Genomic DNA, 26197 nt, shown 5'->3' with positions numbered 1-26197 from the left:
TTAGTACAGGTATCCTACTTGTTCAGTACGCATTCCATCAGGATCCGTAACTACTGAATCAAAGCCTTTTCGGATACTGTAACCGCCATAGGCTCCGTCCGTGTTCAATGCAATGTAAGCAACCTGAACACCCTCCTTATTTTTGGGATCTCTTTCAATGATCCGCTCAACGGCGATCTTGCAGGCTTCATTGGGCGAGTGCCCTGCCCGCATCATTTCTACCACCAAATGGCTACCGGCTGTCTTGATAACTTCCTCTCCCAACCCGGTTGCCACGGCTCCTCCAATCATTGGGTCGATGAAGAGTCCTGAGCCGATGATCGGCGAATCTCCCACCCTTCCATGCATCTTCCAGGCCGCACCGCTCGTGGTACAGGCCCCTGAAATCCTTCCCTGGCTGTCTAAAGCCAGCATTCCTATGGTATCGTGATTTTCAATGTTGATAGTGGGTGGTGAATAATTCCCACTTTCCAGCCATTTTTCCCACGCTGCTTTAGATTCAGGTGTTAGCAGATCCTGTTCTTTAAATCCCTGCGATAGGGCAAACTGCTTTGCACCTGGTCCGACCAACATGGCGTGCGGACTATCTGTCATGATCTTTCGGGCAACAGAAACCGGGTGCATGATATTTTCAAGGCAGGCCACTGAACCGCAATTACCGGTCTCATCCATCACGCAGGCATCCAGGGTCACTCTTCCATCACGATCGGGTCTTCCGCCATATCCAACAGTGCTGTTATCGGGATTGGCTTCTTCAACTTTTACACCTTCTTCTACTGCATCCAAAGCATAACCACCTTTGGTTAAAACTGACCATGCGGATTTGTTTGCATTTACAGCCGTCCTCCATGTTGAGATCACCACCGGCTTTTTACCGGAGTATATTTTGGGTGAAGTGAAACCGGTAAATCCAAGTGGCAGCAAGCCTGCAATCGAGGTTTTCAGAAACTGTTTACGATCGAACATGAGTAATTCCTTTATTTAGTTCAGCAGCAGGTAGATAAGTTATTCAGCGATCAGATTCACATCTCTTTCAGGAATTTCACAAAATTTTCAACAGCTTTACCCCGATGGGATATCTTGTTTTTGGTTAAGCCGTCCAACTCTGCAAAAGTCTTTTCGTATCCTTCAGGAAGAAAGACAGGGTCATAACCAAAGCCTTCACTTCCTCTTTGTTCTCCAATGATCTTTCCTGTGCAAATACCCTCAAATGTAAACTCTCTCTCCTTATCAACGAGTGCTACAATGGTCCTGAACCTTGCATTTCGGTCTTCCTTTCCTTCAAGTTTATCCATTAGTTTGAGTATATTGTCCTCGTAAGTTGCAGACGGCCCGGCATATCTGGCAGAATATACACCCGGGTCACCGTTCAGAGCTTCCACTTCCAACCCTGTATCATCGGATAGCGCCGGAAGGCCCGTTTCAGCAGAGACATACCTTGCTTTTTTAAGTGCGTTACCTTTAAGTGTTGGCCGATCTTCGACAACTTCTTCCAAATCAGGGAAGTCCTGAGTTGACAGCACCTCGATACCTAGTGGACTGAGCATCTGCTGCATCTCCACGATCTTATGCTTATTTCTTGAAGCGATTACCAGTTTATCCATTTTCATCCTTCTTTTCTTGGGAAGAATTTGTAATACATATTGATTCCGCTGCCGAGTGTAAGAAGTGCGTTTAAGGCTGTAAAAACAGGATCACTTATTAAAATAGAATAGATAGTTAGCAATAAACTGGATGTAAAGTACATGATCACGAAGGCGAGGTTGATCTGAGTACTGCCTCTTCTAACCGTATCTATAGTTTGTGGTATCCAGGCAGCAACCAATATTCCAAAACCTGCCCAGCCCATTAATTCAATTCCTGTCATTCTTCTTTTATTTTAATTCGTGAAGTATTTCCTGTGCTTCATGCCATTTCAGTCTTGGCCCGTATTGGGATACGATCTTAGAACCGGCCAGACTGGCGAGTTTTCCAGAATTAGCAAAACCAAGATCATTTGTGATACCGTAAAGGAAAGCTCCGGCATACATATCTCCTGCTCCGTTTGTATCAACTGCTTTCACATCATATGGTTCGATATCGATGAAGGTATCTCCATCATAGATCATAGCCCCATTCTTTCCTTGGGTGATAACAAACCGTTTGGCCTCCTGCTTTAATGCTTCACGAGCTCCCAAGAGGTCCTCTTTCCCGGTAAATGTTTTAGCTTCCTGTTCATTGCAGAACAATAGATCAACTGAGGCGCCGATAACATCGCGGAACCGCGATTTAAAAGCATGAGCAATGGATGGGTCAGACAAGGTGATAGCTGTTTTAATACCATTCTCTTCGGCCACTCGTTTGGTGTATTTCATAGCCTCAAGGCCATGCTCTGAAGCAACCAGGTATCCCTCTAAGTATACATATTCTGAATCTTTGATTGCCCGATCATCCACTTCATTGACAGAAAGACCTGATGATATTCCCAGAAAGGTATTCATGGTTCTGTCAGCATCTTCTGTGATCATGACCAGACATTTACCTGTAATGCCTTCTTCTCTATCCTGCCGGTCGAAGTTTGTTGGAATTCCTGCATCTTCCATATCCTTCAAATAAAAATCACCAAACTCATCTTCCGCTACTTTACAGGAGTAAAAAGACTTGCCTCCAAACTGATTGACAGCGATCATCGTATTGGCCGCTGAACCGCCGGATTTTTTAATCGTGTCATTATGATCAATAGCTTTGATGAGTCTGTGTTGAGTATCTTCATCAACCAGGGTCATCAGTCCCTTCTGAACTTTGTGTTCTTTTAAAAACTTTGGTGTCACCTTAAATTCAAGATCTACCAAAGCATTTCCAATTCCGTACACATTGTACTTTTTCTTCATATATAATTTATCAGTATTTCCGGATGGGTTCGTAAATTTTTAAGACTGTAAAAATACGTACATGATGTCAGCTTTAAAAACCTGTAGCTAATAAAAAAAGCCTTCCCGAATTACCGGGAAAGCTTTTTAAGTAAATATACTTGATCGACTTATCAGTTAACTATAATTGGGTCAGGAGTTCCGTCAGGGTCTCCATTAACATTTCCATCTGTCCCGGCATTACCCAGAAGTAAAACACCGGCAGCATGTGGAGCAGCCATTGAAGTACCACTAATGGTGTTATAGCCACCGTCTTTCCAAGTTGAATTAACACTCACACCGGGTGCCGCATAATCAACCGGAGGGTTTCCATAATTGGAAAAACTAGCCCAATCATCATTACTGTCCATTGCAGAAATGGTAACAATATAACTTCCATTTACCCTTGCAGGTGAAGAGTTATTTGCATCTTCGCTGCTATTTCCTGCAGCCAATGAAAACCAAATACCATTTGAAGAAGCAGTTAGTACAGCATCATCCAATGCATCGGAAGTTGGACCACCAAGGCTCATATTAGCTACATCACCGGCTGAAGCATTAGCACCCACATGGTCAACGCCGGCAATTACACCGGAATAAGACCCACTTCCGCGACTGTCCAGAACTTTAACCGGAATAACAGTAGCACCGGCTGCAACACCGATCACACCTTCAGTATTATCAAGGGCAGCAATAGTACCGGCAACATGAGTTCCGTGTCCGTTTCCATCATCTAAGCTTTTGCCATCACGACCGGAAGTGAACGCATTATAACCTCTTGAGGCATCAACATTCAGATCAGGATGATCAAGATCGATCCCTGAATCAATAACCCAGGCTACGTTACTGCCTGTATAGGTTGTACCTCCATTAACTCGAGTAATACCATATGGCGTGACTTGAGAAGAGCTTCCTCCACCATCATTGGGATCATCACATGGCCCGCCGTTAGGTGTACCACATGGAGGAGCAAACGTATAAATTCTATCTTCTTCAATGTAATCAACGTTGTCGCTATTTTTTAGTTTATCAAGTTGAGCATCACTTAACTGAGCTGTAAAACCGGCGATCACATTATTGTACTTATGAACGATCTTTTCAGGTGCGATCTTCGCTTCTGCTACGAGTTTGCTGCGAACTTCTTCAACCTGTCGCACATCACCCAGCTTAAATTTACCTGAATCAGAACCTTTCATGACCACAATATATTGACCATCTATGACCTGATCTATTGATTGATCATTGGTTTCTGCAACTTCAGTTACATTTTGACATCCTACAACTGCAAACATTAGTACCAATGCCGCTGCAGTTATTTTTCTAAGTATTCTATTCTGCATATTTGATTAACCTTTTTTGGTTATTGTTTTACTTATACCCAATAAATGAGTAGTTATATTTAATGTTGAATATGCAGTACATTATGACTTGACCTGTCTTGCCCAAAAGAAACAATTCAGGTTGTACTGCCTGCACATCCGATATCATACATTAAACAGTTTTAATTTTCCACTTTGTTACAAATTAAATTTCACAAGTATTTACAAGAGCGTTTGAGTAACAGTCTTCCGGGGCGAGATTCCCAAAAAAAAATGGCTCCAAACCCTTTGAACAAGGAATATGCGATTCGACATTACGAACCTGCCAACGATGATTTTCGTAACAGCAGCGTGCTCGTTCCTTTGATCGCCTGGAAAAATGAACTCGAGGTTTTACTGACTTTGAGAACACAGGACATCAATCATGGTGGTCAGTTAAGTTTCCCCGGTGGCGGCAAAGAAGGTGATGAAACTATATTTGAAACGGCTCTTCGCGAGGCACAGGAAGAGATAGGTTTACACAATGATGGCGTAAAAATAACCGGCACTCTCACCTCACTATATGTCGGACACTCCGACAATATGGTTACACCTGTGGTTGCCTTTCTTGAGCGGGAGCAGCTTTTCACTCCTAATCCAAATGAAGTAGACGAGATCATCTCCGTTTCTTTGGATGAATTGATTGAAGAAAAAAATCTGGTTTATGAAGAATGGAACCTCAGAGGAACTCCCTATAGAGTACCATTCTGGAATATTCACCGAGTACCGCTATGGGGAGCAACAGCCATGATGATGAGTGAGTTAATCGAACTATATCAAGATTTTCTTCAAGACCAACGGAAGTAAACATTTTTATAACGGGAATCTAATACCTGTCTTTTTGAATCATTATCTTCAGGCTCATCAATCAGAGAATACATGTCATTATTATTAATTGCTAAAAACCGGGATTTCTCATCATTAAAGCAGGCGATCCTAGATCGGGATCCAAATATAGATGTTGAGGTTTGGCCAAGGGTTAGCAAAAAAGAAAGAGTAAATTTTGCTGTCTGTTGGAATCATCCGGATAAGGTGTTGGGTAACTACCCAAACCTAAGAGCAGTATCCTCCCTTGGCGCCGGTGTCAATCACTTGTTGGATGATGAAAGTCTTGCTGACGAAATTCCTATCGCGAGATTGATCACTGAATCGCTGCAAACACAAATGTCAGACTATGTTTTAAACGCCATCACAAACTACAGGCTTCATATTAACCGCTATTTTGAGCAGAAGAAGACCGGTATCTGGAAGCAATTCAATAATATTTCTAAAGCAAATACCCCTGTTGGAGTCATGGGTTTAGGCGAAATGGGTCTGTCTGTTGCAACATTATTGGTGGAACAAGGATATAAGGTTTTTGGTTGGTCACGAAATAAAAAAGATATTGACGGCGTAGAATCATTTGCAGGAAACGATGAGCTCAATACCTTTCTTGGAGAAGTGAAAATGTTGGTAAACTTGCTTCCGTTGACCGATGAAACTGATGGAATCCTTGACCTAAACCTCTTTAAAAAACTAAAAAAGCCCGGATATCTGATCAATGTAGGCAGAGGCAGCCATCTTGTTGAGGAAGACCTCATCTATGCTTTTGATATGAATTACCTTGAAGGAGCCTGCCTCGATGTATTTGAGGAAGAACCCCTTCCAAATAACCATACTTTCTGGAATCGAAAACAGATCATGATAACACCGCATATCGCGGCTATAACTCCTACTGAAGAAGCTGCCAAAGTTATCGTAGAAAATTATAAGCGAGCAATGTCTGGAATGGAATTGATGTACGAAGTGGATAGAGAGAAGGGGTATTAATACAGCTCTCCTCAACTAAACAAACGGACCAACTGGTAACCCAACCACACAAAGACCAGTCCGAATATTACCTGAAAGCTAAGGTTTGCTATGCTCATCAACAGTTTGCCATTTTCGAAGAGTAGAAACGTTTCGTGGGAGAAGGTTGAGAAGGTTGTGAAACCACCCAGGATACCGACAAAAATAAAGAGACGAAATTCGGGGTTTGCCCACGATTTTATCTCAAACAATCCGGCTAAAAAACCTATTAGCAAACATCCAATAAGATTGACGGCAACAGTCCCGTATGGAAGTTTGGAATGCGGAACCTGTGATATGGCAAATACGGAGATCAGGTAACGTGAAACAGCTCCTATAAAACCACCGGAACCGACTACCAGAATTTTGATCAGATCAACATTCATCATTCGATTTAGATATCGATCTTATGGATCCAGTCATGTTTATCTTCCTTTCTCCCGTATTGAATGCCCGTGATCTCATCAAAGCATTTCTGAGCAAAGTCGCCGGGTTTTTCACGATCCAATTCGATGTTTTTGCCCTGATGATGAATAAGTCCTACCGGAGAAACAACAGCTGCTGTACCGGAGCCGAAGACTTCTTTTAACTCTCCATTTTCGTGAGCTTTAAAAACTTCATCAATAGTAATACGTCTTTCTTCAACCTTCAGCCCCCACTCCTCAGCTAAGGCCAAAACGGACCGGCGTGTTACCCCTGGAAGGATAGATCCGGTCAGTGCCGGTGAAACTAAAGTTTCCCCGATAAGGAAATGGATGTTCATGGTTCCAACTTCTTCAACATACTTATGCTCTTTTGCATCCAGCCAGAGAACTTGTGTATATCCTTTGGCTTTAGCCTTTTGTGCCGGAAGAAAACTTCCTGCGTAGTTGCCAGCAGCTTTAGCTTCTCCGGTTCCACCTTCAACCGCGCGGACATACTCATCAGTTGTGGTAAGCGACACAGGATTAAATCCCTCCGCATAATATGCACCTACCGGTGAGGTTATGATCTGATAGGTGAATGTATCTGATGAACGAGCAGCCAAAAGATCGTCAGAAGCAAAAATAAACGGCCTAATATATAGTGCGGTCCCCGCTTTTTTGGGGATCCACTGGCGATCCAATTTAATTAGCGTCTCAAGAGCTTCTATAAATGTCTCATAGTCCGTTTCAGGGATGCACATCCTTCTGCAGGAATTATTAAACCTTTGATGGTGAACATCCGGCCTAAAGATATGAACGGTATTTTCGTCTACATAGAACGCTTTCATACCTTCAAAAACAGCCTGTCCATAATGCAGGACATTTGTTGCAGGGGTGATCTGGAAAGATCCATATGGTTTTATGAGTGGCTCACCCCACTTTCCATCTTCATATACCATCTCAAACATATGGTCTGAGAATTTTCGGCCAAAAACGAGGTTATCGAAATCAACTTCGTTAATACGGCTGTCGGTAACTGGTTTTACGGTAATATTGGTATTGGCTATTGTCTCATTCATCATAGTATTAAAATAACATCTTTCTGAATAAATTACAGTTTTGTGTCTGTTAATTAATGTTTATCCATGCATTAACCCGTGCTCTGCATTGCCGCAGCTATACCATTGATATTAAGAAACAGTACCTCAGTCAATTCTTTTTTCTGGGCCTGATTTTCTGCTTTTCTCCACCTTTTTAGTAACTCTGCCTGTATAAAATTCATTGGATAGGTAAATGGATTCCGGAATAATATCGAATTTTGTATCACTTTGTTATGATCCAGAATATGATCGTTACCGGTTACTTCTGTGACCCTGCTTTCAGCTTCGCCGAACTTACGAATGAGTTGATCATGAAATTTCGATGGTTCGAAATTATACAGATCTGAGGTCGGTAAATGGGTTCTCGCCATTTCACGCTGAGAATTATTCAGTACCGTGCGAAAAAAGGTCCATTCCTTATGCCATTTTTGTAATATACTCATACCTTTATCATTCTTCTCGATGGCCGCTTCAATACCCTCGGCAATACCATACCATCCGGGTGTGTTATAACGAACCTGTGTCCATGCAAATACCCAGGGTATGGCACGAAGGGTATCAAACGTCATATCATCTGAGGAACCTCTCGAAACCGGCCTTGAGGCGATCGGCAGTTTACCAATATGTTCGATCGGAGTGATTCCGGAATACCAATCCCAAAAATCAGGGGCGTCAATCAATTCACGATATACCTTCATAGAGGTTTCGGCTATTGTTTCGATGACATCTCTTTCATTTTCCTTACCTGAAAGATATCCAGTCACTTCATCATGCTGAGCCATCGTGACCGTAGCCATGGCATTTACGATCTGCTCTAAATGTCTATGAGTGATTGATGGCAACATGTATCGGAACGAGATCACCTCACCCTGTTCAGTGAACCGGATGCGGCCGTTATTTGCGACAGCCGGCATAGCAACAATGGCCTGATTTGATTGTCCGCCCCCACGCCCCACGGTTCCACCCCGACCATGAAACAGCCTGAAGTCAACCTCATGCTTTCGGCACACAGAACCGAGTTCGTATTGTGCCTTATCGAGTGCCCAGTTGGCCATCCAGTAACCACCATCTTTGTTACTATCGGAATACCCCAACATGATCTCTTGAAAATTATCGCGGGATTTTAAGTATTTCGAAAAAAGTTCATGTTCAAACATTTGTTCCATCAAGCCGGCACTTTCTTCGAGATCTTCAATAGTCTCAAACAATGGTACTACATCGATCTGACTGTCAACCTCGCCTTTTCTATAACTCCAAAGACCCGCTTCTTTTGCGATCAGCATTACTTCCAGCATATCACTGATGCCGTGAGTCATACTGATTATATAACTTCCGAAGATATCGGGGTTAAGCGCCAGCATATCGCTGATCTCCTCAAAAACGGTCATCACTTTATCTGAAACTTCGGACCTGTCACTTTTGACCGGACTTAGCGGCCGGGGATTACTAAGCTCCTTCACCAGCGTATCGATCTTTTCGTCTTCACTCAATTCACTATAATTAGTGAGTACGTTTGCCTGAGCTAATAATTCCTCTACAGTCTCTTCATGCAGGCTGCTATGCTGACGAATATCCAGCGAGCTTAAATGAAACCCAAATGTTCTGGCCCGAATTATCAGATCCTGCAGTCGCCCCTGCTCAGAAAGTCCGGATAACCCATTTTCAACCAAGCTTTCCTTAATAATCTCCAGATCATCTATAAAGTCAATATTTGTATAGATTTGAGCCGATTGCACGATATCCTGTTTATCTTTAGATAGCTTTTCGATCAGAAAACGGATCTTATGCATCATGTGTGTCACCTTCCGCCGATACATTTCATGCTTATAACGGCGTTCAAAACGTTCAGATAACGGAAATTCTTTTTCATCTTTATTAACTGATTCCTCCAGTTCTCTGGAAACTTCAGCTTGTTTGTCAGATACACTCAAATATCGACGCAGCTCATTCAATTCATCCAGGTACAGATTCAGTACCGTTTTGCGCTGTTCGATGACCGTTTGCCAGGTCACATTGGAAGTCACGTTTGGATTACCGTCACGGTCACTGCCTATCCAAGATCGATATCTCAATACGATTGGTACTTCCGGCCTTTTGTTATAATAAGTATCGAAAGCCTGACGGATATCACGATAGAGCACAGGAATAGAATCCCATATTGAATGAGTAAAATAGAACAGGCCATTCTCCACCTCGTCTTCAACTGTAAGTCGTTCAGATCGAACTTCATCTGTCAGTAGTAAAAGGTTTAATTGATTCAGGATCTCCCGGTGCAGATCTATTTTTTCATCCGGCGTGATGTCTGTATCACCAAGCCTTGATATCATAGATGCCAGTTCCTGCTGTTTCAGTAAAACACTGCGCCGGCGGGCTTCAGTGGGGTGAGCCGTAATAGTGGGTTGAATATCCATCTGCTGAAATACATTAAGGGCTTTCACATAACTATAACCGTTTTTCTTCATATCATGAACCGATTCGGCAATACTTTCCTTTCTCGGCGATTCCGGTGTTTCTTCAAATTCACGTCTTCGGTTTACCCGGCTGATCTCATGTTGCTCCAATGAATTTACAAGGTGAAAAAAAGTGGTATACATCTGCAGGATCTCTTTGATCTCCTTGATCGAGAGGCCTTCCATTTCTGTTTGCAGCTTTTCAATAAGCTCTTCATTCCCCTGATCCAGGGCTTCGGCACTCTCGATCGGCAATCGACCGAGCGTATCAACGAGATCTTCACCGTGTTTTTCAATCGTCAATTCTTCAAGGATCTCGGTAAGTTTTATGACTCTTTTTGAGAGACTTTCGCTGATTCCACTTTTTTCAGCCAGATCTTTTACAGTTTCTTTCCAGTTCATAAATTACTTGTTTAAAAGTGAATGTGAGAGAGTTTAATAAGGTAGAAATAATTAAACTCTTATATATTTACGGCAAGGTCTTTTTTTCACTTTAATTACATAAAATGAGCACAAAACGTTGCAAATGGGCAGATGGTCAGTTTCCGGAATACATTGAATACCACGATCAGGAATGGGGTGTTCCGGTTTATGACGACCGCATTCATTTCGAATTCCTCATCCTGGAAAGTGCTCAAGCTGGCTTAAGTTGGTCCACCATATTAAAACGAAGGGAAGGATACCGAAATGCATTTGCTGGTTTCGACCCGACTAAAGTCGCACAGTTTGATGAAAACCATGTACAGAAATTAATGGAAAACCAAGACATAGTTCGACACGAACTTAAGATCAGGTCTGCCATTTCCAACGCACGGCATTTCATTGAGATACAGAAGGAATTCGGAAGCTTTAATAAGTACGTATGGCATTTTGTTGGGGGTGAACGGATCGTAAATAACCGCGAAACTATTGAACAAATACCGTCCAATACAACGGAATCTGATGCACTAAGTAAAGATCTAAAAAAACGCGGATTCAAGTTCGTCGGCAGTACCATCATGTACGCTTACATGCAAGCCTGCGGGTTGGTAATGGATCACACTATGGATTGTTTTCGCTTTGCGGAGCTCGCAAATATTGAATAGTGATCAAAGAATAACGAATGTCAAATTTCTATGATGCAGAGAATTAGAAGCGAGTCACTTAGAAATTCAGTGTTCGCTATCTGCCTCCATCCATTCCTCGATCAGGTCGTCCACGTATTTTACCACGAAATCTTTGCTTTCTAGCAGCGCAGATGCTGCAGCTGCACGAGCCCCTGACTGACATGATATCATTACCGGCTTATCATCAGGGACATCCGCCATTCTATCAAGCAATCGCGTATGAGCTATGTTCAAAGATCCCGGAATATGCCCTTCCTTAAATTCAGAAGATGTTCTTACATCCAGCAGGTAGGCTTTCTCTTCCCCAAGATATTCCTCAGCCTTTTTAAAGTCGATGGTTTCGGTGGTAAATAATTCTCCGCCTTCATTTTCAAACTTCTTCAGTTGATCCGGAGTCACGTAACCCGCTATCTTATCCAAGCCGATACGTATCAGATCTTTTACCGCCTCTTCAACATTCTTTTCTTCTATGATAAGAAAGATCTTTTCAGTTTCACGAATATATGATCCTGCTACGGTATTAAAGGCTTTATTTAGCGGTGATAGCAGAGAGCCTTGAATGTGGCCATTCATAAATTCAGTTCGCTCACGGGTATCCAGAATTACAGCCTGTGACATTCGGACTTCCCCTATTATCTGAGCTACCGCCATATTTTTCGGCTGAGGAAGCTTTCCAAGTATCTTTGGCCCTTTTTTATTATCCCTTTTCATTCGTGCAAAATATAATGGCGGTTCAGGCTGTCCCTCCAGAATGTAATCCACAAAAGCTTGTTCTGAAGTTGCTGCTTTCAGCGAATCATTGAACCGCTGCTCATATCCAATCGTTGATTCCGGAATAGCTCCCAATGCTTTTCCGCACGAGCTTCCGGCACCGTGCCCCGGCCAGACCTGCCAATACTCCGGCATATCCATAAACTTTTGTATTGACTGATACATTACACGGGCTGAACCTTCCATAACTCCCTGCATTCCTGCTGCTGTTTCCAACAGATCAGGCCGACCTACATCACCTACAAATACAAAATCACCGGATAGAATGCCCATCGGCTCATCCGTAGTTGCGCCGTCTGCTAACAGATAGCTGATATGTTCCGGGGTGTGGCCCGGGGTATGTTTTACGGTAAATTTTATGTTCCCAATTGCAAATTCATCACCATCCTTCAACAATTGATAGTCGTAATTACTCCCGATCACCCATTCATATTTCCAGTCGGCATTCCCTTCATCAGACAAATACATCTTTACCCCCTGCTCTGCAAATTCACGCATACCGGTTAGATAATCCGCATGAATATGCGTCTCTGCCACTGCAACGATCTTCAGGTCTTCTTTTTCTGCAATATCTATGTATCGCTGAATATCACGCATAGGATCTACGATGATCGCTTCTCCTGTGGCCTGACACCCAACCAAGTAGGCATATTGAGCCAGTTTCTCTTCAAAAATTTGCTGAAAAAACATGAATGAGATAGTGTTAATTTCCGTTAGTTAAACTGTACGAAAATACTACATTAAACACCCATCAAAAACTGAAATGAAAGATTTTTGGAATGAACGTTACGCTGATGAAGAATTTGTATATGGAACCAAACCGAATGCTTTTTTTAAAAAGCAGATAGATGATCTCAAGCCTGGAAAGATCCTGTTGCCGGCTGACGGTGAAGGTCGTAATTCAGTATATGCCGCAGAGAAAGGATGGGATGTAGTTGCCGTTGACTACAGTCACACAGCTAAAGAAAAGGCCCTGAAACTGGCTGAAAAAAAGGACGTTAAGATCACTTATGACTTAAGCGATCTGTCTGAGTATGATTTTGGAAACAATCGATTTGATGCGGCAGCATTCATATATGTTCATCTTCCCCGATCGATCATTAAAGAAGTTTACTCAAATATCATCAAGAGCCTGAAACCGGGAGCTACTATCATTATTGAAGTCTACTCAGTAGACCAGCTTGGGCGGGATTCGGGTGGGCCAAAAGATGAACGTGTTCTTTACACAAAAGAAAAGCTGAGAGGCCTGCTGGCAGGAACAGATATTGAACGCATGGAAGAAATGGAAATCGACCTGAGTGAAGGCAGACACCATGTGGGTAAAGCGATGGTGATCCGGGCTGTTGCCACTGCAGTGTAATCACCCTTTTAAGATAAATATACCCTCGAACTTGTATCTTTATCTGAATCAATGATATCGGATAGTAGCAATAGCTCTTGTACCTATCCGGAAATCATGAGTAAAACTAATGGCCACCCATCATAAACAGCCCTCGATAGATTAGGATCAGTCCGAGTGCTATAGTAGCCCACGGAAGGAATTTCTGTATTTTTCTACGCATCTCCAGACTCAGAAAGCCGGGACTTAAGGCGACTGCGATCATGGCGGGCATAGTCCCAAATCCAAAACCGGTCATAAATACCATGCTTGAAATGGTACTTCCGGTATTTAAAGCTGCTGCTATAGCCATATAGACAAATCCGCATGGCAGAAGTCCATTCAATAATCCTATGGCAAACAAAGCTGAAACTGAATCCTTTCTCATTAACTTTTTGAAAGGCTTGACGATGACTCCCATGCGGTTTGATGGAAATGCCTGCCAGCTGTTCAATTTATTCCTGACCTTAGGGATCAGTACTGCGGCAATGATCAATATTCCTGTAATAACAGATAACCATTTTTGAAAGCCAACTAAACCGGCCAGTTTTCCAAAAAAGCCGACTATTGATCCTAAAAGAACATAGACGATAGTTCGACCCACGTTGTAAAGAAATATACCGGCATATTTTTTTATCCCTTGCATGGTATTTACAGGAAGAGCCAATGCTATAGGCCCGCACATGCCTACACAGTGTGCACTGCCTAAAAACCCAAATAACAGACCGCCGATCAGCCATTCATTGATCATGAAAAATTTTCCAAATGTAATTTTTGATAAAAATTAACCAATATAAAAAACCTCTCGTCACTATGAATAACAAGAGGTTTCTGACTAACTCATTTTGTGAATTAGTGAATGGATAATAACTCCCTTAAACCTTCTTACCTTTCAGCATTTTATGCCAGTACAGATAGGGAAGCACGTACTTTTTAAGTAACCAAAGCCGATAGTGTTCCTTGGAACTGTCAAAAATCAGCATCTGTTTAAGTTTTGGATCTGGCGTAAAGTTATTATCATAATCGAATTCAGCCAGTACCATTTTCCCATATCCGGTTACAAGTGGGCAGGATGAATATCCATTATAAGATGCATTATCGGCTTCTTTATCAGCCATCAGCTTAAAGATATTATCGATCACGATCGGAGCTTGCTTACGAATTGCCGCTCCTGTCTTGGCTGTTGGCAAAGCACAAACATCCCCTACTCCAAAAATATTTGAGTACTTGTTGTGCTGCAATGAATGATGATCAACATCCAGCCAACCCTCTTCATTTACAAGGTCTGACTCCTCTACAAAATCCGGAGCTTTTTGAGGAGGTGCAAGATGGAGCATTTCAAAAGGTATCTCAACCAGATTATCATCTGTCAGTTTTGCACCGTACTTATTGCCTTCTTCGATACCCGGTATTTGCTCCTCTTCTCCGATATAATTGTAGTATACTTTTTTATTCTCAGGATCAATTTTGACAGGTGCGTGATAGGTTTTTAGATCCATATCGTATCGATCTAAAACCTTGTGAAGTGTTTCTGCTACTTCAGTTACACCAAAAATCACCGTTCCCGGTGTTGCAAAAAGAATATTTGATTCCTTGTCATTGATCTTATTTCTAATATAATCAGCAGATAAATAAGCAATCTTTTGAGGAGCACCACCACATTTGAAAGGAGTATTTGGCTGAGTGAAGATAGCGTTTCCACCCTTAAAATTTTTAAGGGTTTCCCAAACATATTCAGGATCGGTATAGTTACTGCACACAACACCTTTCTCCATAGCCTCGGGTAAGCCTTCGATCTTCTCCGGTGCCATAACCAAACCCGGGGAAACGATCAGATATTTATATTCAAGATCACCGTTTTTCTCAGTAGTAACTTTATTTTCTTTTGGTTTGAAGCCGACGGCTTTATCCTTGATCCATGTTACTTTATCCGGCATCACCTCTTTCATGGGCTTGGCCGTTTTTTCCATATCGTATGTACCTGCTCCCACCAAAGTCCATGCAGGTTGATAATAGTGGGTATCCCCGGGTTCAATTACCCCAACTTTTAGCGATGGGTCTTTTTTTAAGATCTGAGATGAGGTCATTATCCCACCCGTTCCGCCACCAATAATAAGAACATCAAAAATTGTATCCATAATACTCCTCATAGTTTGTTTTTATTAATAAAATAATTATCTGACCGGTTTCCGACTTGTAGTAACAAGCCTGGTTTTAATCCGATATAATAATTTACCTTTTATTTATGAAGATATGTTAAAGAAAGCTTCTTACGAAAATAGGCGTACGTGCACCTTAAAATATCCACATTGAAAAAGGACGCACCAAATACGCCCTTCACGACCAATCAAACCATGATTGGCTAAACACATCAGCTTCGAACTATTTTAGTTTATTCAGCATCAAAACCGGCCTGTGCCAGATCCTCAAATCCGCCAATATTATATACTTTCTTGAATCCTTCGTTCTTCATAATCCTGGCAGCCTGCCCACTTCGATTGCCGGTTCTGCAATACAGATAGTAAGTCTTGTCTTTATCCAGTTTATTAAGTGACTCTTCGAATTCTCCATTTGTAAGGTCGAGCTGCTTATCGGTTTTAACCAAGTGACCTTCCTCATATTCTTCCTGAGTGCGGACATCTATAACCACACCCTGCTCTTCTGTATATTTCTCTTTGAATTCATCGATACTGATATCGATTCCATTTGATTGTTTTGTAAACATGTTAAACATGATAATACCTATTATTAAAATTGACGCTATTGTTATAATCGTTTTCCACATAATGTTATCAGGCTGTTATGGCAATTGACTTTAAAAGTTTATTCATACTTAACAACAAAGTAATACCGGATATGATTACAATAATTACAGTGATGGTATTGGCAAAACTTCAGTCAAATACACCTGTTAAAATTTCAGATATACCACCAGCAACGAAAAAACTCCATTCTATTCAGACTACTTATTTAAAGATTCGTTTGAACCGGTGAATACGCATGATCTTTTTGATGTCCTCTTTTGAATGCTTCAATTGCATCAGACACGTCGAAGTAAAAGTTAGTTATGCTCAACCCATCGGTTATACCGCTGATCTTAAGTTTATCCCGAACCGGACCAATGGCACCGGCGAAATACAATTCAATATTTTTCTCAGCAAGATCTTCGATCAGTTCTTCCAGGGCATGCACACCGGTTGAATCTACACTGTTGATAGCAGAGGCATCCAGAACAACCAGCTCCAGTTTGTCACCTTTTTCGTCTATCAAGCTGTCTATAGCAGAACGGAAATGTTCTACATTGGCGAAGTACAACTCTGAATCGAACCTATAAACAAGGATCTCTTCTTCTGTCTTAGCCTCTTTATATCTGTTAATGTTCCTAAAATTCTTGGTTTCACCCAGGCGTCCCAATTCTGTACTGTGCGGTTTAGTACTATTATAGATCACCATAATCAGAGATAAAATAACACCTATCGCAATACCTTCTTCAATGCCTAGGGCAAGTGTAGCTATAAAAGTTGCCAGCAACATGGCAAAATCTTTTTTGTCTGTTTTCCATAGATGCTTCATTTCATATGAATCAAATAATCCGGCCACAGCTACAATAATGATGGCGCCTAAAACTGCATTTGGCAGATAGTAGAAAAGCGGTGTAAGGAAAAGTACGGTTAATGCAATTATAAGTGCACTGATTATGGACGCCATTCCTGTACGTGAACCAGCCTGATCATTAACAGCCGTTCTGGAAAACCCGCCGGTGGTTGGATAGGCTTGAAATAAAGCTCCACCTATATTTGCTGCACCTAGTCCGATCAATTCCTGATTAGGATCTACCTTATAGCCATGCTTGTTTGCGATTGCTTTTGCTACGGCTATGGATTCCATATAACCTACCAATGAGATCACTAATACAGTTGGGAAAATAGCTTCCAAGTCAGTCCAGTTGAAAGAAGTCATTTGAAAACTTGGAAGACCTTCCGGCACTTGCCCCACTATTGCCACTCCCATTTCATTTAATCCAAAGAAATAGGTCACAAGGGTACCAACTCCAACAACTACTAAAGCCGATGGGAAAGTGCGTTTCCATTTTCTTAAAAGAATGATGATTGCTATGGATCCAATTCCTATCAGAGCAGTAAATGGCTCGATCTCACTAATCTTATTAATGGTGTTGATCACGATCTCATGCACGTAATTGGTACGTGGAATATCAATACCCAAAAGACTCTTAACCTGGCTGCCGCCAATAATGAGGGCAGCAGCAGAAGTAAAGCCACTCAAAACGGGATGTGAAAGAAAATTCACCAGAAATCCCATCCTGAAAACACCCATAAAGAACTGGAATAATCCAACCCCCATAGCCGTCATAATAGCCAGCTGAATGAAACGATCACTTCCTACTTCTGCAATTTCACCCACACCAGCCAGAACAAGTAATGAGACCATGGCCACAGGTCCAACTGCGAGTTGTCGTGAAGTTCCAAAAAGCGCATATAAAATAAGAGGCACTATTGAGGCATATAGCCCATAGATAGGTGGCAAGCCGGCGAGCATTGCGTAAGCCATTCCCTGTGGGATAAGCATAATGCCCACGGTTATACCTGCATTCAGGTCACCCTTAGCATCCTCAGAGTTATAGGATTTTATCCAATCCAGGATCGGAATGAATTTTGTTATGGATGATTTAGATTTCATAGTGTCAATTCGTTTATGAATCGGTTATTGCAGGTCAATTACTCAGAACTCCTGTATAAAACCGATGGCTGAATATTATTATTTTCCTGTTTAATAGAACCCAAAAGGCATCTCAACTCCCCCTGGGATGGGTTTTCGGGGTACAAAAACTTAACTCTCTTCTAACTAATCTTTTAATGTTTGATGGATAGGCAACCCTGTCCGAAATTTATAAGTAGATCACGTAGTGGACGAATATGATTCGTCCCTACGCTCTCTATTTAATAATTAGGCAGTCGCTGTTGCTTTGGTATAATTTTCCCACTCATCATCGATAAGGGTAACGTCGTAACCATTGCGTTGTAACAGGGCGGCTGCTACTGCAGAACGGCCGCCTGCCTGACAATAAACAACTATTTTCCGTTCGCTTGGCACTTCATCAATTCTTGGAAGTAATCGGGTATGAGCAATATTTTGTGCTCCTTTGACATTTCCTTCACTGTATTCTGAAGCTTTTCTGGCATCAAGGATCTGATAGTTATCGTCACCTATGTATTTGTCAATTGTATCGAAGGTTTCGACCGCCAGTGTCTCCAGTTCTCCACCTTGCTCAGCATAATGATCCAGATCAACCGGAGTTACATAACCTATGACGTTGTCAAGACCTATTCTGTATAGATCACGAACAGCTTCGGTTAACTGATGCTCCTCAACGATCAGGTAGATCTCTTCATCTTCTGTGATATAGGATCCGGCCACTGTGTTATATTGCTTGTTCAAAGGTGATAGGAGTGAACCCGGAAGGTGACCCTGAGAGTACTCGTCTCTTTCACGGGTATCCAGTACGGCAACATCCTTATTGCCGGCCAATTTACCCAGCTCTTTCAATGTCAGATGTTTAGGTTGCGGTAGTCCCTTGATCACTTTAGGCCCAATTTTATTGTCACGCTTCATGCGAGCAAAGTACAGAGGCGGTTCAGGTTGGCCTTCCAGAATGAACTTCACAAAGTCATCCTCTGAAGTCGCTGATTTAATAGATGCATTATAACGCAGCTCGTAACCAACGGTAGTTTCAGGGATAGCACCAAGTGCTTTTCCACATGCACTGCCTGCACCGTGTCCCGGCCAGATCTGCATGAATTCAGGTACGCTCTTAAAGTCTTCAACAGACTTAAACAGTGTACGTGCTGATGGCTCCATCACGTTTTCTTGTCCGGCTGCCGATTCAAGCAGATCAGGACGTCCAACGTCACCTACAAAAATAAAATCACCGGTTGCAATACCAATTGGTTGATCTGCTGCTGCACCGTCAGTAATGAAATAACTTAAGTGTTCCGGCGTGTGACCTGGCGTGTGCCATGCTTTGAAGGTGATGTTTCCAATGCTGAATTCGTCACCGTCATTAAGCAGTTGGTATTCATAGTCGCTACCTTTCAGCCACTCATATTTCCAGTCTTTGTCGCCTTCATCAGAGGCATAAACTTTCACGCCTCTTTCGGCAAATTCCCTCAGGCCTGAAATGTAATCGGCATGAATATGAGTGTCAGCCGCCCCGACAATGGTCAGGTTTTCTTTTGCTGCAGCTTCTATATATTGATCAATGTCTCGCATTGGGTCGATCACGATGGCTGTACCTTCTGCCTGACAACCAACCATATAAGCGTACTGTGCTAATTTTTCGTCAAAGAATTGTTTGAAATACATAATTTGTCTCCTGTGTTGTTTTATTAAATAATCTTGGGTTTCAGAAATCAGGACTCAATGATTAAAACTTCTGATTCCTGTATTCTGAGGTTTTCGTTGTCATTAATGAGGTAAAGAATCTCGAAGCATACCATAGACGTAGGTCCCCACTATTGCTGATAAAATTGGAATAACCATTACGGTAATTCCGCTACCGAGTAATGCAAACATTGGACCCGGGCAGGCACCTAGTAATGCCCAGCCTAAACCAAACATACTACCGCCGATAATATATCGCTTCCATTGGGAAGCATCTTTTGGAGGAATAGTGATGGGATTACCTTTGGTATCCTTAATGTTGTTTTTCTTAATGATCTGAACTGAGATGATACCCACCACAACTGCCAGACCAATAATTCCATACATGTGAATGGAATCAAACCGAAACATTTCCTGAATTCTGAACCAGGAAACCACTTCAGACTTCACCAGAATGAATCCAAAAGCTGTTCCTATCAATAAGTATTTGAGATATTCTAAAATTTTCATTGTTCTGCTCTTAATATTTTTAAAGTATTATTGGATAAATTAGGTAGGTCATTAATAAGCCACCGATAAAGAAGCCGATCACGGCCATCAGTGAGGCAAGTTGTAGGTCAGATAACCCTGAAATAGCATGTCCGGATGTGCACCCCCCTGCATACCGAGCTCCAAATCCTACCAGAAAACCACCAAGCACCAAAACTATAAGACCTGTAGGTGTACCCAGTGCCTCCCACGAAATCAGATCGGCAGGTACCAGTCCGCTAAAGTCGTTGATTCCTAAAGCCTGAAGATCTGTAATAGTTGAAACAGCCAGGTCTATCGGTTCCGGATTTTCAAATACGTATCCACCAAGAAAGCCACCTAAAACAGATCCTACCAAAAAGGTAATATTCCACCATCCGGCTTCTTTCCAGTCATAATTAAAAAATTCTACGTTACCAAAGTTGCAAGCGGCGCAAGCATGTCGCAGGTTTGCCGAAACACCGAACATTTTTCCTCCCAGAATGAGAAGAAGCGGAACGGTTAACCCGATAATCGGGCCGGCAATGTACCAGGGCATGGGTTGTGTTAATATATCCATCAGATTGTAGTTTGTTTAATTTTGATCATTTGTTTTACTCTTTGAACCAATAATACCACGGTTTTTGTATTTGTAACAACATGTTATAACAAGTACATTGGTTCCCTATTTTATAGTGAGCTTTGGGGTGAACTTAAAGACTCTATATGAACATTTTGAGAACTTAATAACATGGAACAACAAGCTTCTAAACATGAGCGAGTCAAACAGCACCTAAAAAAAGAGATCACAGAAGGAAATTATGAGTCCGGAGAGAAGTTACCTTCTGAAAAGAGGTTGTGTGATTATTTCAGGGTGAGCCGGGTAACCGTGCGCCATGCCTTACAAAATCTGGAAAACGATGGACTAATCTATCGTAAACAAGGAGTGGGTGCATTTGTCAGTGATAAAAATATGAAAAGCAATCTTGTACGGTTAACGGATTTTGCTGAAGATATGAGACAAGCCGGCCTTGAGAGCAGTTCCCGGCTTATTGATCTCAAAAAAGTAAATCCTATCAAAGAGATTAATGAAATCCTGGATATTCGCCCGGACATGAAACTTATCCGTGTAGATCGGGTCCGACTCGGCAGTGGTAATCCAATTGCTTTTGATATCACATGGCTTCCTCCCGGGTATGGTCAGCTTTTATTTGATGAGGACCTGACCACTCAAACCATCTATAACATTATTGAAGAGAAATATGAGATCCCTATACAGGCAGGCAGCTATAAGATCACCGCGACTAATGCGGATGAGTATATGGCTAGTCATTTACAAGTAAAAAAGAATGATGCGCTGCTTGAGATCGATCGCTGCTCACGAACTACCGGTAATAAAAAAGTATACTTCCAAAAAAGATACTACAATACAATGCATGTCTCTTACGTGATGGAATTATCACGTACAGATGAGGAAAACGAAACCTCCTCTAAGGCCGGACTTCCGTTAAAAGAATTTTCACCAAAGTTTGCAAAATAATTGTTATCCAAGCATTTTCTCCTTTACAATTTATTACTATTCATAAACTTCTGTACAAATGAAAAACAACACCAAGAAGACAGCAATATCTTTGCTGATGCTTGCTTTACTATTTTCCTTTTCGGGGATTCAGGCTCAGTATCTGGAGGAATTTGAAGAAAAAGTAACTGAGTTTACGCTCGACAACGGCTTGCACTTCATCATTATTGAAAGGCATGATGCACCCGTGGCAAGCTTTTACACACATATCAATGTAGGTGGGGCAAACGAACCCGTTGGCAACACCGGTATAGCTCACATTTTTGAGCACATGGCTTTCAAAGGCACCCACTACATCGGCACCACCGATTGGGAAAAAGAAAAGGTTGCCATCAACAAAATGGATGAGGCTTATCAAAACTGGCTTCGCGAAAGCTATAAGACCAATCCTGACAGTTCACTTATGGATCAATATTGGTCTAATTTCCAGAAATATCAGGAAGAGTCGAAGCAGTATGTTGTGAACAACGAGTTCTCCCAGATCATACAGCAGAATGGCGGAACAGGATTAAATGCCTCCACCGGAGCTGATTTCACCAACTACTTTTACAGTTTGCCATCCAACCGCGCCGAACTTTGGTTCAACCTGGAAGCCGATCGCTTCAAGAACCCAACTTTCCGCGAATTTTACGTTGAAAAGGAGGTAGTGCGTGAAGAGCGTAATATGAGAACCGAATCGAGTCCTATAGGTCGATTGGTCGAGGAATTTCTTGCCGTGGCCTACACCGCTCACCCATACGGCAGGCCTGTAGTGGGTTGGAACTCTGATATCACTGCCACCACCATTGCAGACGCCAAGGATTTCTACGATAAATATTATGTGCCCAGCAATATTACCATTGCAATTGCGGGTGATGTGGAACCGGATAAAATGAAAGAATTTGCGGAAATGTATTTTGGTGACCTTCGTAAAAGCAAACCTGCTCCTATCGTAACGACCAAAGAGCCGACCCAACGCGGTGAGAGACGTTTTACCATTGAAGGAAACTCCCAGCCGATCATGTTAATTGGTTACCACGGTGTTTCGGAATCGCATGAAGATTTTGAAGCTTTGAATCTCTTAGGTAATATCATTTCCAGTGGGCGAACATCACTTCTTTACAAGAAACTCGTAGACGAAGATCAGCTAGCCCTTCAGGTTGGAGCCTTTAACGGTTTTCCGGGAAGTAAGTACTCTTCCATGTTCTTAACCCTGGCGGTTCCAAACATGAATGTGGAATTGGATACACTTGAACAATCAATATATACAGAGATCGAGTCTGTAAAAGAGGGGATTCTCACTCAGGAAGAATTGGATCGTGCCAGGACCAACATACGTGCCGGTATTATCCGTGGATTGAATAACAACACAGGATTGGCCAGTAACTTTGCCAGTACCTATGCAAATAAAGGTGATTGGAGAGAGGTATTTCTACGCCTTGACAGGATCAACGAGGTAACTCTCGAAGACTTGCAACGGGTAGCACAAGAGTACCTGACCAAAGACAATCGCACCGTTGGCGCAACTGTACGAGCTGAATCCTAACCCCAGAGTTTTAAATCAAATTGATCCAATTATGAAACGATTAACCATATTTTTATTCATCGCACTTTTCGCGTTGCCTTTGATGGCACAGAAAAGGTATGACGAGATCGAATATCCGGAGTTGAATCCAATAAACATGCCCGAAATTGAGGAATTCAACCTTGATAACGGCATTAAATTCTATCTGGTTGAAGACAAGGAATTGCCCCTTATCAATGTGCGGGTAACGGTAAAGACCGGGGGACTTCTGGTTCCTGCAAGTAAAACAGGTTTGGCAGGCATGACCGGACAGGTGATGCGGGAAGGGGGGTCCGAGAACTACCCGGCTGATCAACTGAATACCTTACTAGAAGATAATGCAGCCTTTATGTCCACCTTTATTGGCTTTGGTTCCGGTGGAGGCACCATGAATGTATTAAAAGAGGACTTCGAAACGCTTCTTCCTGCTTTCGTGGATCTGTTGCTGAATCCGGCATTCCCTCAGGACAAGATCGATCTGGCAAAAACACAGACCAAGAGCGGTATTTCCAGGCGAAATGATGAGCAACAACAGATCGCCGGGCGTGAATTTCAAGAGCTGATCTACGGAGAGAATTCTGTTTATACCCGCCAGACCGAATACGAGACGGTTGATAACATCACCCGAGAAGACATGATCGAATTCCACAAAAACCACTTTGTAGGGTCCAATATGACCGTTGGTATTGTCGGTGATTTTGATACAGAAGACATGAAACAAAAGCTGCGCGAGGCTTTTGGCAGCTTGCCAACCGGCAGCCCAACCAACCTGATCTACCCTGATATCGAATACGATTATCCTTCCACTATTAATCTTGTGGACAAACCGGACGTAAATCAGAGTTACGTAACCATGGGGCACATTGGTGGATTGCGAGAAAATCCGGATTATCCTGCTATCCAAGTAATGAATCAGATTCTTGGCGGTGGCTTTTCCAGCCGACTCTTTCAGGAAGTTCGCACCAATCTGGGACTCGCTTATTCAGTAGGCGGAAGCTACGGATCCAACATTAATTATCCCGGTACTTTCAGGCTGACGACCATGACCAGCAGTGCCACTACAGCTGAAGCTATCGACGCTATCCTGGCTGAGGTTAAAAAACTTCAGGATGAACCCATTTCAGCTAAGGAATTACAGGATACCAAAGATCGGTTTCTGAATTCACTTGTTTTCCGATATGACAGCAAATCTCAGATCCTGAACGAACGGATCAGTAATGAATATAATGGACTCTCGGAGGACGCCTTTGATGAACTTGTAAAAGGCATTCGTGCCACCACTATTGAAGACGTGCAGCGTGTGGCCCAGGAGTACATGAATCCGGATCAGGTTCAGATCCTCGTAGTTGGCAATAAAGCTGAGATCGGTGATCAGCTTGAAAAGTATGGTAATGTAAATGAACTTGACATCACCATTCCACAACCGGCATCAGATGAACCTCAGGAAGCAGGTGATTCTGCTCAGGGCCAAGAGTGGTTGAAGAATATGGCTGAAGCCATTGTTGAACCCGGAACTGAAGTTGAATCGATCACCACCGTTGGTGAGCAAACCATCAACTCTCCGATGGGTGAGATCGCTGTATCCGGAACAGTGACCATCAACTTTCTTGAGAATTCTCAGAACGCGGTTCTCAGTACACCTCAAGGTCAAATTGAGATCAACGTTGCTGACGGAAAAGGCAGTCAGAAGCTTGGTTCTCAGGAATTCCCAATGCCTCCGGCTCAGGTTCAACAGGTCCAAAATGAGATCAAACGAAGCTACATGAGTATTGCTCTCGACAGAAGTACTCTGGATGCTGAATACATGGGTACTGAGACCATTGGTGATACCGAGTATGTGAAACTGAAGATCAATTTTGAGTCTCCTGTCACATACTATCTCGATTCTGCAACCTCACTGCCTATGATGAGTACGTTCTCACAATTCAATCCACAATCCGGAGAAAATCAAACGGTTAGAACTGAATACTCTGACTGGAATACCGTTGATGGCGTGACCTATGCATTCGTAACAACATCTTATGCTAATGATGAAAAAGCAAGCTCAAGTAAAACTGACAGCCTTGAAGTAAATAACTAAGAAAACTTCCGGTTTATAATTTACGATCCCGCATCTCTTTATTGAGGTGCGGGATTTTTTTATTCAATTTTATCTATCTGTCCTCTATATTCAAGTAAATCAATTACAGAGGTTAACATTATGTCAGTTTGGGATAAAGAATATCCGTCCGGTTCAGAATATGCTCACTACTATGCCGATTATGTGGCCCATGTCCCTAAAACAAATATCGTAGAGACATTGAAAGCACAAATGCATGAGTTCTACACCTTCATCAATGCCATACCCGGCGACAAGGCTTTTCATTCCTATGCTGAAGGCAAGTGGACGATTAAGCAGATCATCGGTCATCTTATTGAAACCGAGCGCATGTTCAGTTACAGGGCACAGGCATTTTCGAGACGCGATCCCAACCCTCAGCCACCAATGGATCAGGATAATTATGTGAAATACTCTAACTACAACAGCCGCACAATCAGCAACCTGGCTAATGAATATTTAGCCGTTCGTATCGCATCCATTCATTTATTTCAAAACATGACCAAAGAAATGATAGGCCTGAAAGGCATGGCCAATGGTGTAGAATTTACGGTTCGCTCTTTTCCCTTCATCATTGCCGGGCATGAACTGCACCATGTTGAAATGATCAAAGAAAAGTATTTGTGATCTCCCTTTCATTTATCAACTGACATCACCCTGTAAATGATCGGAAGATCATTTTCTGTCCCTCTTCAAAGAGGGAATTTCTCTTTGGAGATTCTTTATAAGTGAACAGAGTTTCGTGGTTTTAGCAACCTTCAGAACTGAATTAAGAAAATTCTCTCTTGG

24 protein-coding genes are annotated in these 26197 nt (G+C 42.3%); 8 read left to right on the top strand and 16 right to left on the bottom strand.

Going from position 1 to position 26197, the window contains the following annotated elements:
- From ACKGJO_RS00550 to ACKGJO_RS00530, 5 genes are all read right to left on the bottom strand, one after another.
- Entirely contained in the window at window positions 1-966 is a 966-nt protein-coding gene (locus ACKGJO_RS00550) for a N(4)-(beta-N-acetylglucosaminyl)-L-asparaginase (protein ID WP_411321449.1), read from the bottom strand.
- A 56-nt stretch (window positions 967-1022) separates the two neighbouring features.
- On the bottom strand, window positions 1023-1610 hold the full coding sequence (rdgB, locus tag ACKGJO_RS00545) for an RdgB/HAM1 family non-canonical purine NTP pyrophosphatase (RefSeq protein ID WP_411321448.1): 588 nt from the start codon (window positions 1608-1610) through the stop codon (window positions 1023-1025).
- Window positions 1607-1867 carry a PQ-loop repeat-containing protein gene (locus tag ACKGJO_RS00540; RefSeq protein ID WP_411321447.1) on the bottom strand — a complete coding sequence of 87 codons (261 nt, stop codon included), beginning with the start codon at window positions 1865-1867 and terminating at the stop codon, window positions 1607-1609. The genes rdgB and ACKGJO_RS00540 overlap by 4 nt, the downstream gene beginning before the upstream one ends.
- A gap of 7 nt (window positions 1868-1874) precedes the next feature.
- Entirely contained in the window at window positions 1875-2870 is a 996-nt protein-coding gene (locus tag ACKGJO_RS00535) for an adenosine kinase (RefSeq protein WP_411321446.1), read from the bottom strand.
- A gap of 152 nt (window positions 2871-3022) precedes the next feature.
- On the bottom strand, window positions 3023-4228 hold the full coding sequence (locus ACKGJO_RS00530) for a S8 family peptidase (protein ID WP_411321445.1): 1206 nt from the start codon (window positions 4226-4228) through the stop codon (window positions 3023-3025).
- A gap of 213 nt (window positions 4229-4441) precedes the next feature.
- On the opposite strand from ACKGJO_RS00530, the gene ACKGJO_RS00525 reads away from it, so the two are divergent.
- Window positions 4442-5053, top strand: a complete 612-nt coding sequence (locus ACKGJO_RS00525) for an NUDIX hydrolase (protein ID WP_411321444.1) — start codon at window positions 4442-4444, stop codon at window positions 5051-5053.
- Window positions 5054-5125: 72 nt separating this feature from the next.
- Window positions 5126-6055 carry a 2-hydroxyacid dehydrogenase gene (locus ACKGJO_RS00520; protein WP_411321443.1) on the top strand — a complete coding sequence of 310 codons (930 nt, stop codon included), beginning with the start codon at window positions 5126-5128 and terminating at the stop codon, window positions 6053-6055.
- An 11-nt stretch (window positions 6056-6066) separates the two neighbouring features.
- On the opposite strand, the gene crcB is transcribed toward ACKGJO_RS00520, so the two are convergent.
- The 3 genes from crcB to ppc form a co-directional block, all read right to left on the bottom strand.
- Window positions 6067-6462 carry a fluoride efflux transporter CrcB gene (gene crcB / locus ACKGJO_RS00515; protein WP_411321442.1) on the bottom strand — a complete coding sequence of 132 codons (396 nt, stop codon included), beginning with the start codon at window positions 6460-6462 and terminating at the stop codon, window positions 6067-6069.
- Between the two features lie 5 nt (window positions 6463-6467).
- Window positions 6468-7559 (bottom strand): branched-chain amino acid aminotransferase, encoded by a 1092-nt coding sequence (locus ACKGJO_RS00510; protein ID WP_411321441.1) that lies wholly within the window; start codon window positions 7557-7559, stop codon window positions 6468-6470.
- Window positions 7560-7627: 68 nt separating this feature from the next.
- Window positions 7628-10429: a phosphoenolpyruvate carboxylase gene (ppc, locus tag ACKGJO_RS00505; RefSeq protein ID WP_411321440.1), complete on the bottom strand. Its 2802-nt coding sequence runs from the start codon at window positions 10427-10429 to the stop codon at window positions 7628-7630.
- Window positions 10430-10533: 104 nt separating this feature from the next.
- Between ppc and ACKGJO_RS00500 the strand changes: the two genes are divergently transcribed.
- Window positions 10534-11112 carry a DNA-3-methyladenine glycosylase I gene (locus ACKGJO_RS00500; RefSeq protein WP_411321439.1) on the top strand — a complete coding sequence of 193 codons (579 nt, stop codon included), beginning with the start codon at window positions 10534-10536 and terminating at the stop codon, window positions 11110-11112.
- Between the two features lie 66 nt (window positions 11113-11178).
- On the opposite strand, the gene ACKGJO_RS00495 is transcribed toward ACKGJO_RS00500, so the two are convergent.
- The gene (locus tag ACKGJO_RS00495; protein ID WP_411321438.1) at window positions 11179-12594 is read right to left on the bottom strand and encodes a rhodanese-like domain-containing protein; all 1416 of its coding nucleotides are present in this window, start codon (window positions 12592-12594) and stop codon (window positions 11179-11181) included.
- Between the two features lie 73 nt (window positions 12595-12667).
- On the opposite strand from ACKGJO_RS00495, the gene ACKGJO_RS00490 reads away from it, so the two are divergent.
- Window positions 12668-13264, top strand: a complete 597-nt coding sequence (locus ACKGJO_RS00490; RefSeq protein WP_411321437.1) for a class I SAM-dependent methyltransferase — start codon at window positions 12668-12670, stop codon at window positions 13262-13264.
- Window positions 13265-13370: 106 nt separating this feature from the next.
- Here ACKGJO_RS00490 and ACKGJO_RS00485 read toward each other — a convergent pair whose 3' ends face one another.
- The 7 genes from ACKGJO_RS00485 to ACKGJO_RS00455 form a co-directional block, all read right to left on the bottom strand.
- Window positions 13371-14033: a sulfite exporter TauE/SafE family protein gene (locus tag ACKGJO_RS00485; protein WP_411321436.1), complete on the bottom strand. Its 663-nt coding sequence runs from the start codon at window positions 14031-14033 to the stop codon at window positions 13371-13373.
- 124 nt (window positions 14034-14157) lie between these two features.
- A complete protein-coding gene (locus ACKGJO_RS00480; protein WP_411321435.1) occupies window positions 14158-15420 on the bottom strand; it encodes an NAD(P)/FAD-dependent oxidoreductase in 1263 nt (420 codons plus the stop codon).
- Window positions 15421-15674: 254 nt separating this feature from the next.
- Window positions 15675-16007 (bottom strand): rhodanese-like domain-containing protein, encoded by a 333-nt coding sequence (locus tag ACKGJO_RS00475; RefSeq protein WP_411321434.1) that lies wholly within the window; start codon window positions 16005-16007, stop codon window positions 15675-15677.
- A gap of 245 nt (window positions 16008-16252) precedes the next feature.
- Window positions 16253-17980: a SulP family inorganic anion transporter gene (locus tag ACKGJO_RS00470; protein WP_411321433.1), complete on the bottom strand. Its 1728-nt coding sequence runs from the start codon at window positions 17978-17980 to the stop codon at window positions 16253-16255.
- A gap of 267 nt (window positions 17981-18247) precedes the next feature.
- Window positions 18248-19663, bottom strand: coding sequence for an MBL fold metallo-hydrolase (locus ACKGJO_RS00465; RefSeq protein ID WP_411321432.1), 1416 nt, complete (start codon window positions 19661-19663; stop codon window positions 18248-18250).
- Window positions 19664-19765: 102 nt separating this feature from the next.
- Complete coding sequence (locus ACKGJO_RS00460; RefSeq protein WP_411321431.1) at window positions 19766-20191, bottom strand: DUF6691 family protein; 426 nt, start codon at window positions 20189-20191, stop codon at window positions 19766-19768.
- Between the two features lie 19 nt (window positions 20192-20210).
- Window positions 20211-20768 carry a YeeE/YedE family protein gene (locus ACKGJO_RS00455; RefSeq protein ID WP_411321430.1) on the bottom strand — a complete coding sequence of 186 codons (558 nt, stop codon included), beginning with the start codon at window positions 20766-20768 and terminating at the stop codon, window positions 20211-20213.
- A 171-nt stretch (window positions 20769-20939) separates the two neighbouring features.
- Between ACKGJO_RS00455 and ACKGJO_RS00450 the strand changes: the two genes are divergently transcribed.
- The 4 genes from ACKGJO_RS00450 to ACKGJO_RS00435 all read left to right on the top strand — a co-directional run bounded on the left by ACKGJO_RS00450 (window position 20940) and on the right by ACKGJO_RS00435 (window position 26035).
- Window positions 20940-21728: a GntR family transcriptional regulator gene (locus ACKGJO_RS00450; RefSeq protein WP_411321429.1), complete on the top strand. Its 789-nt coding sequence runs from the start codon at window positions 20940-20942 to the stop codon at window positions 21726-21728.
- Window positions 21729-21786: 58 nt separating this feature from the next.
- Window positions 21787-23292: a M16 family metallopeptidase gene (locus ACKGJO_RS00445; RefSeq protein ID WP_411321428.1), complete on the top strand. Its 1506-nt coding sequence runs from the start codon at window positions 21787-21789 to the stop codon at window positions 23290-23292.
- Between the two features lie 31 nt (window positions 23293-23323).
- Window positions 23324-25390 carry a M16 family metallopeptidase gene (locus ACKGJO_RS00440; protein ID WP_411321427.1) on the top strand — a complete coding sequence of 689 codons (2067 nt, stop codon included), beginning with the start codon at window positions 23324-23326 and terminating at the stop codon, window positions 25388-25390.
- A 120-nt stretch (window positions 25391-25510) separates the two neighbouring features.
- Complete coding sequence (locus ACKGJO_RS00435; protein ID WP_411321426.1) at window positions 25511-26035, top strand: DinB family protein; 525 nt, start codon at window positions 25511-25513, stop codon at window positions 26033-26035.
- The last annotated feature ends 162 nt before the right edge of the window (window positions 26036-26197 follow it).

The organism is Gracilimonas qinghaiensis, from assembly GCF_046602855.1.
Lineage (GTDB): Bacteria > Bacteroidota > Rhodothermia > Balneolales > Balneolaceae > Gracilimonas.
The sequence above is the reverse complement of the archived record's forward strand: the minus strand, read 5'-3'. Positions and strand labels throughout refer to the sequence as shown.

Bases quoted from the DNA above. Each gene is read 5' to 3' on its own strand.
- ACKGJO_RS00550 (WP_411321449.1), bottom strand. From the start codon at position 966: ATGTTCGATCGTAAACAGTTTCTGAAAACCTCGATTGCAGGCTTGCTG.
- rdgB (WP_411321448.1), bottom strand. From the start codon at position 1,610: ATGAAAATGGATAAACTGGTAATCGCTTCAAGAAATAAGCATAAGATC.
- ACKGJO_RS00540 (WP_411321447.1), bottom strand. From the start codon at position 1,867: ATGACAGGAATTGAATTAATGGGCTGGGCAGGTTTTGGAATATTGGTT.
- ACKGJO_RS00535 (WP_411321446.1), bottom strand. From the start codon at position 2,870: ATGAAGAAAAAGTACAATGTGTACGGAATTGGAAATGCTTTGGTAGAT.
- ACKGJO_RS00530 (WP_411321445.1), bottom strand. From the start codon at position 4,228: ATGCAGAATAGAATACTTAGAAAAATAACTGCAGCGGCATTGGTACTA.
- ACKGJO_RS00520 (WP_411321443.1), top strand. From the start codon at position 5,126: ATGTCATTATTATTAATTGCTAAAAACCGGGATTTCTCATCATTAAAG.
- crcB (WP_411321442.1), bottom strand. From the start codon at position 6,462: ATGATGAATGTTGATCTGATCAAAATTCTGGTAGTCGGTTCCGGTGGT.
- ACKGJO_RS00510 (WP_411321441.1), bottom strand. From the start codon at position 7,559: ATGATGAATGAGACAATAGCCAATACCAATATTACCGTAAAACCAGTT.
- ppc (WP_411321440.1), bottom strand. From the start codon at position 10,429: ATGAACTGGAAAGAAACTGTAAAAGATCTGGCTGAAAAAAGTGGAATC.
- ACKGJO_RS00500 (WP_411321439.1), top strand. From the start codon at position 10,534: ATGAGCACAAAACGTTGCAAATGGGCAGATGGTCAGTTTCCGGAATAC.
- ACKGJO_RS00495 (WP_411321438.1), bottom strand. From the start codon at position 12,594: ATGTTTTTTCAGCAAATTTTTGAAGAGAAACTGGCTCAATATGCCTAC.
- ACKGJO_RS00490 (WP_411321437.1), top strand. From the start codon at position 12,668: ATGAAAGATTTTTGGAATGAACGTTACGCTGATGAAGAATTTGTATAT.
- ACKGJO_RS00485 (WP_411321436.1), bottom strand. From the start codon at position 14,033: ATGATCAATGAATGGCTGATCGGCGGTCTGTTATTTGGGTTTTTAGGC.
- ACKGJO_RS00480 (WP_411321435.1), bottom strand. From the start codon at position 15,420: ATGGATACAATTTTTGATGTTCTTATTATTGGTGGCGGAACGGGTGGG.
- ACKGJO_RS00475 (WP_411321434.1), bottom strand. From the start codon at position 16,007: ATGTTTACAAAACAATCAAATGGAATCGATATCAGTATCGATGAATTC.
- ACKGJO_RS00470 (WP_411321433.1), bottom strand. From the start codon at position 17,980: ATGAAATCTAAATCATCCATAACAAAATTCATTCCGATCCTGGATTGG.
- ACKGJO_RS00465 (WP_411321432.1), bottom strand. From the start codon at position 19,663: ATGTATTTCAAACAATTCTTTGACGAAAAATTAGCACAGTACGCTTAT.
- ACKGJO_RS00460 (WP_411321431.1), bottom strand. From the start codon at position 20,191: ATGAAAATTTTAGAATATCTCAAATACTTATTGATAGGAACAGCTTTT.
- ACKGJO_RS00455 (WP_411321430.1), bottom strand. From the start codon at position 20,768: ATGGATATATTAACACAACCCATGCCCTGGTACATTGCCGGCCCGATT.
- ACKGJO_RS00450 (WP_411321429.1), top strand. From the start codon at position 20,940: ATGGAACAACAAGCTTCTAAACATGAGCGAGTCAAACAGCACCTAAAA.
- ACKGJO_RS00445 (WP_411321428.1), top strand. From the start codon at position 21,787: ATGAAAAACAACACCAAGAAGACAGCAATATCTTTGCTGATGCTTGCT.
- ACKGJO_RS00440 (WP_411321427.1), top strand. From the start codon at position 23,324: ATGAAACGATTAACCATATTTTTATTCATCGCACTTTTCGCGTTGCCT.
- ACKGJO_RS00435 (WP_411321426.1), top strand. From the start codon at position 25,511: ATGTCAGTTTGGGATAAAGAATATCCGTCCGGTTCAGAATATGCTCAC.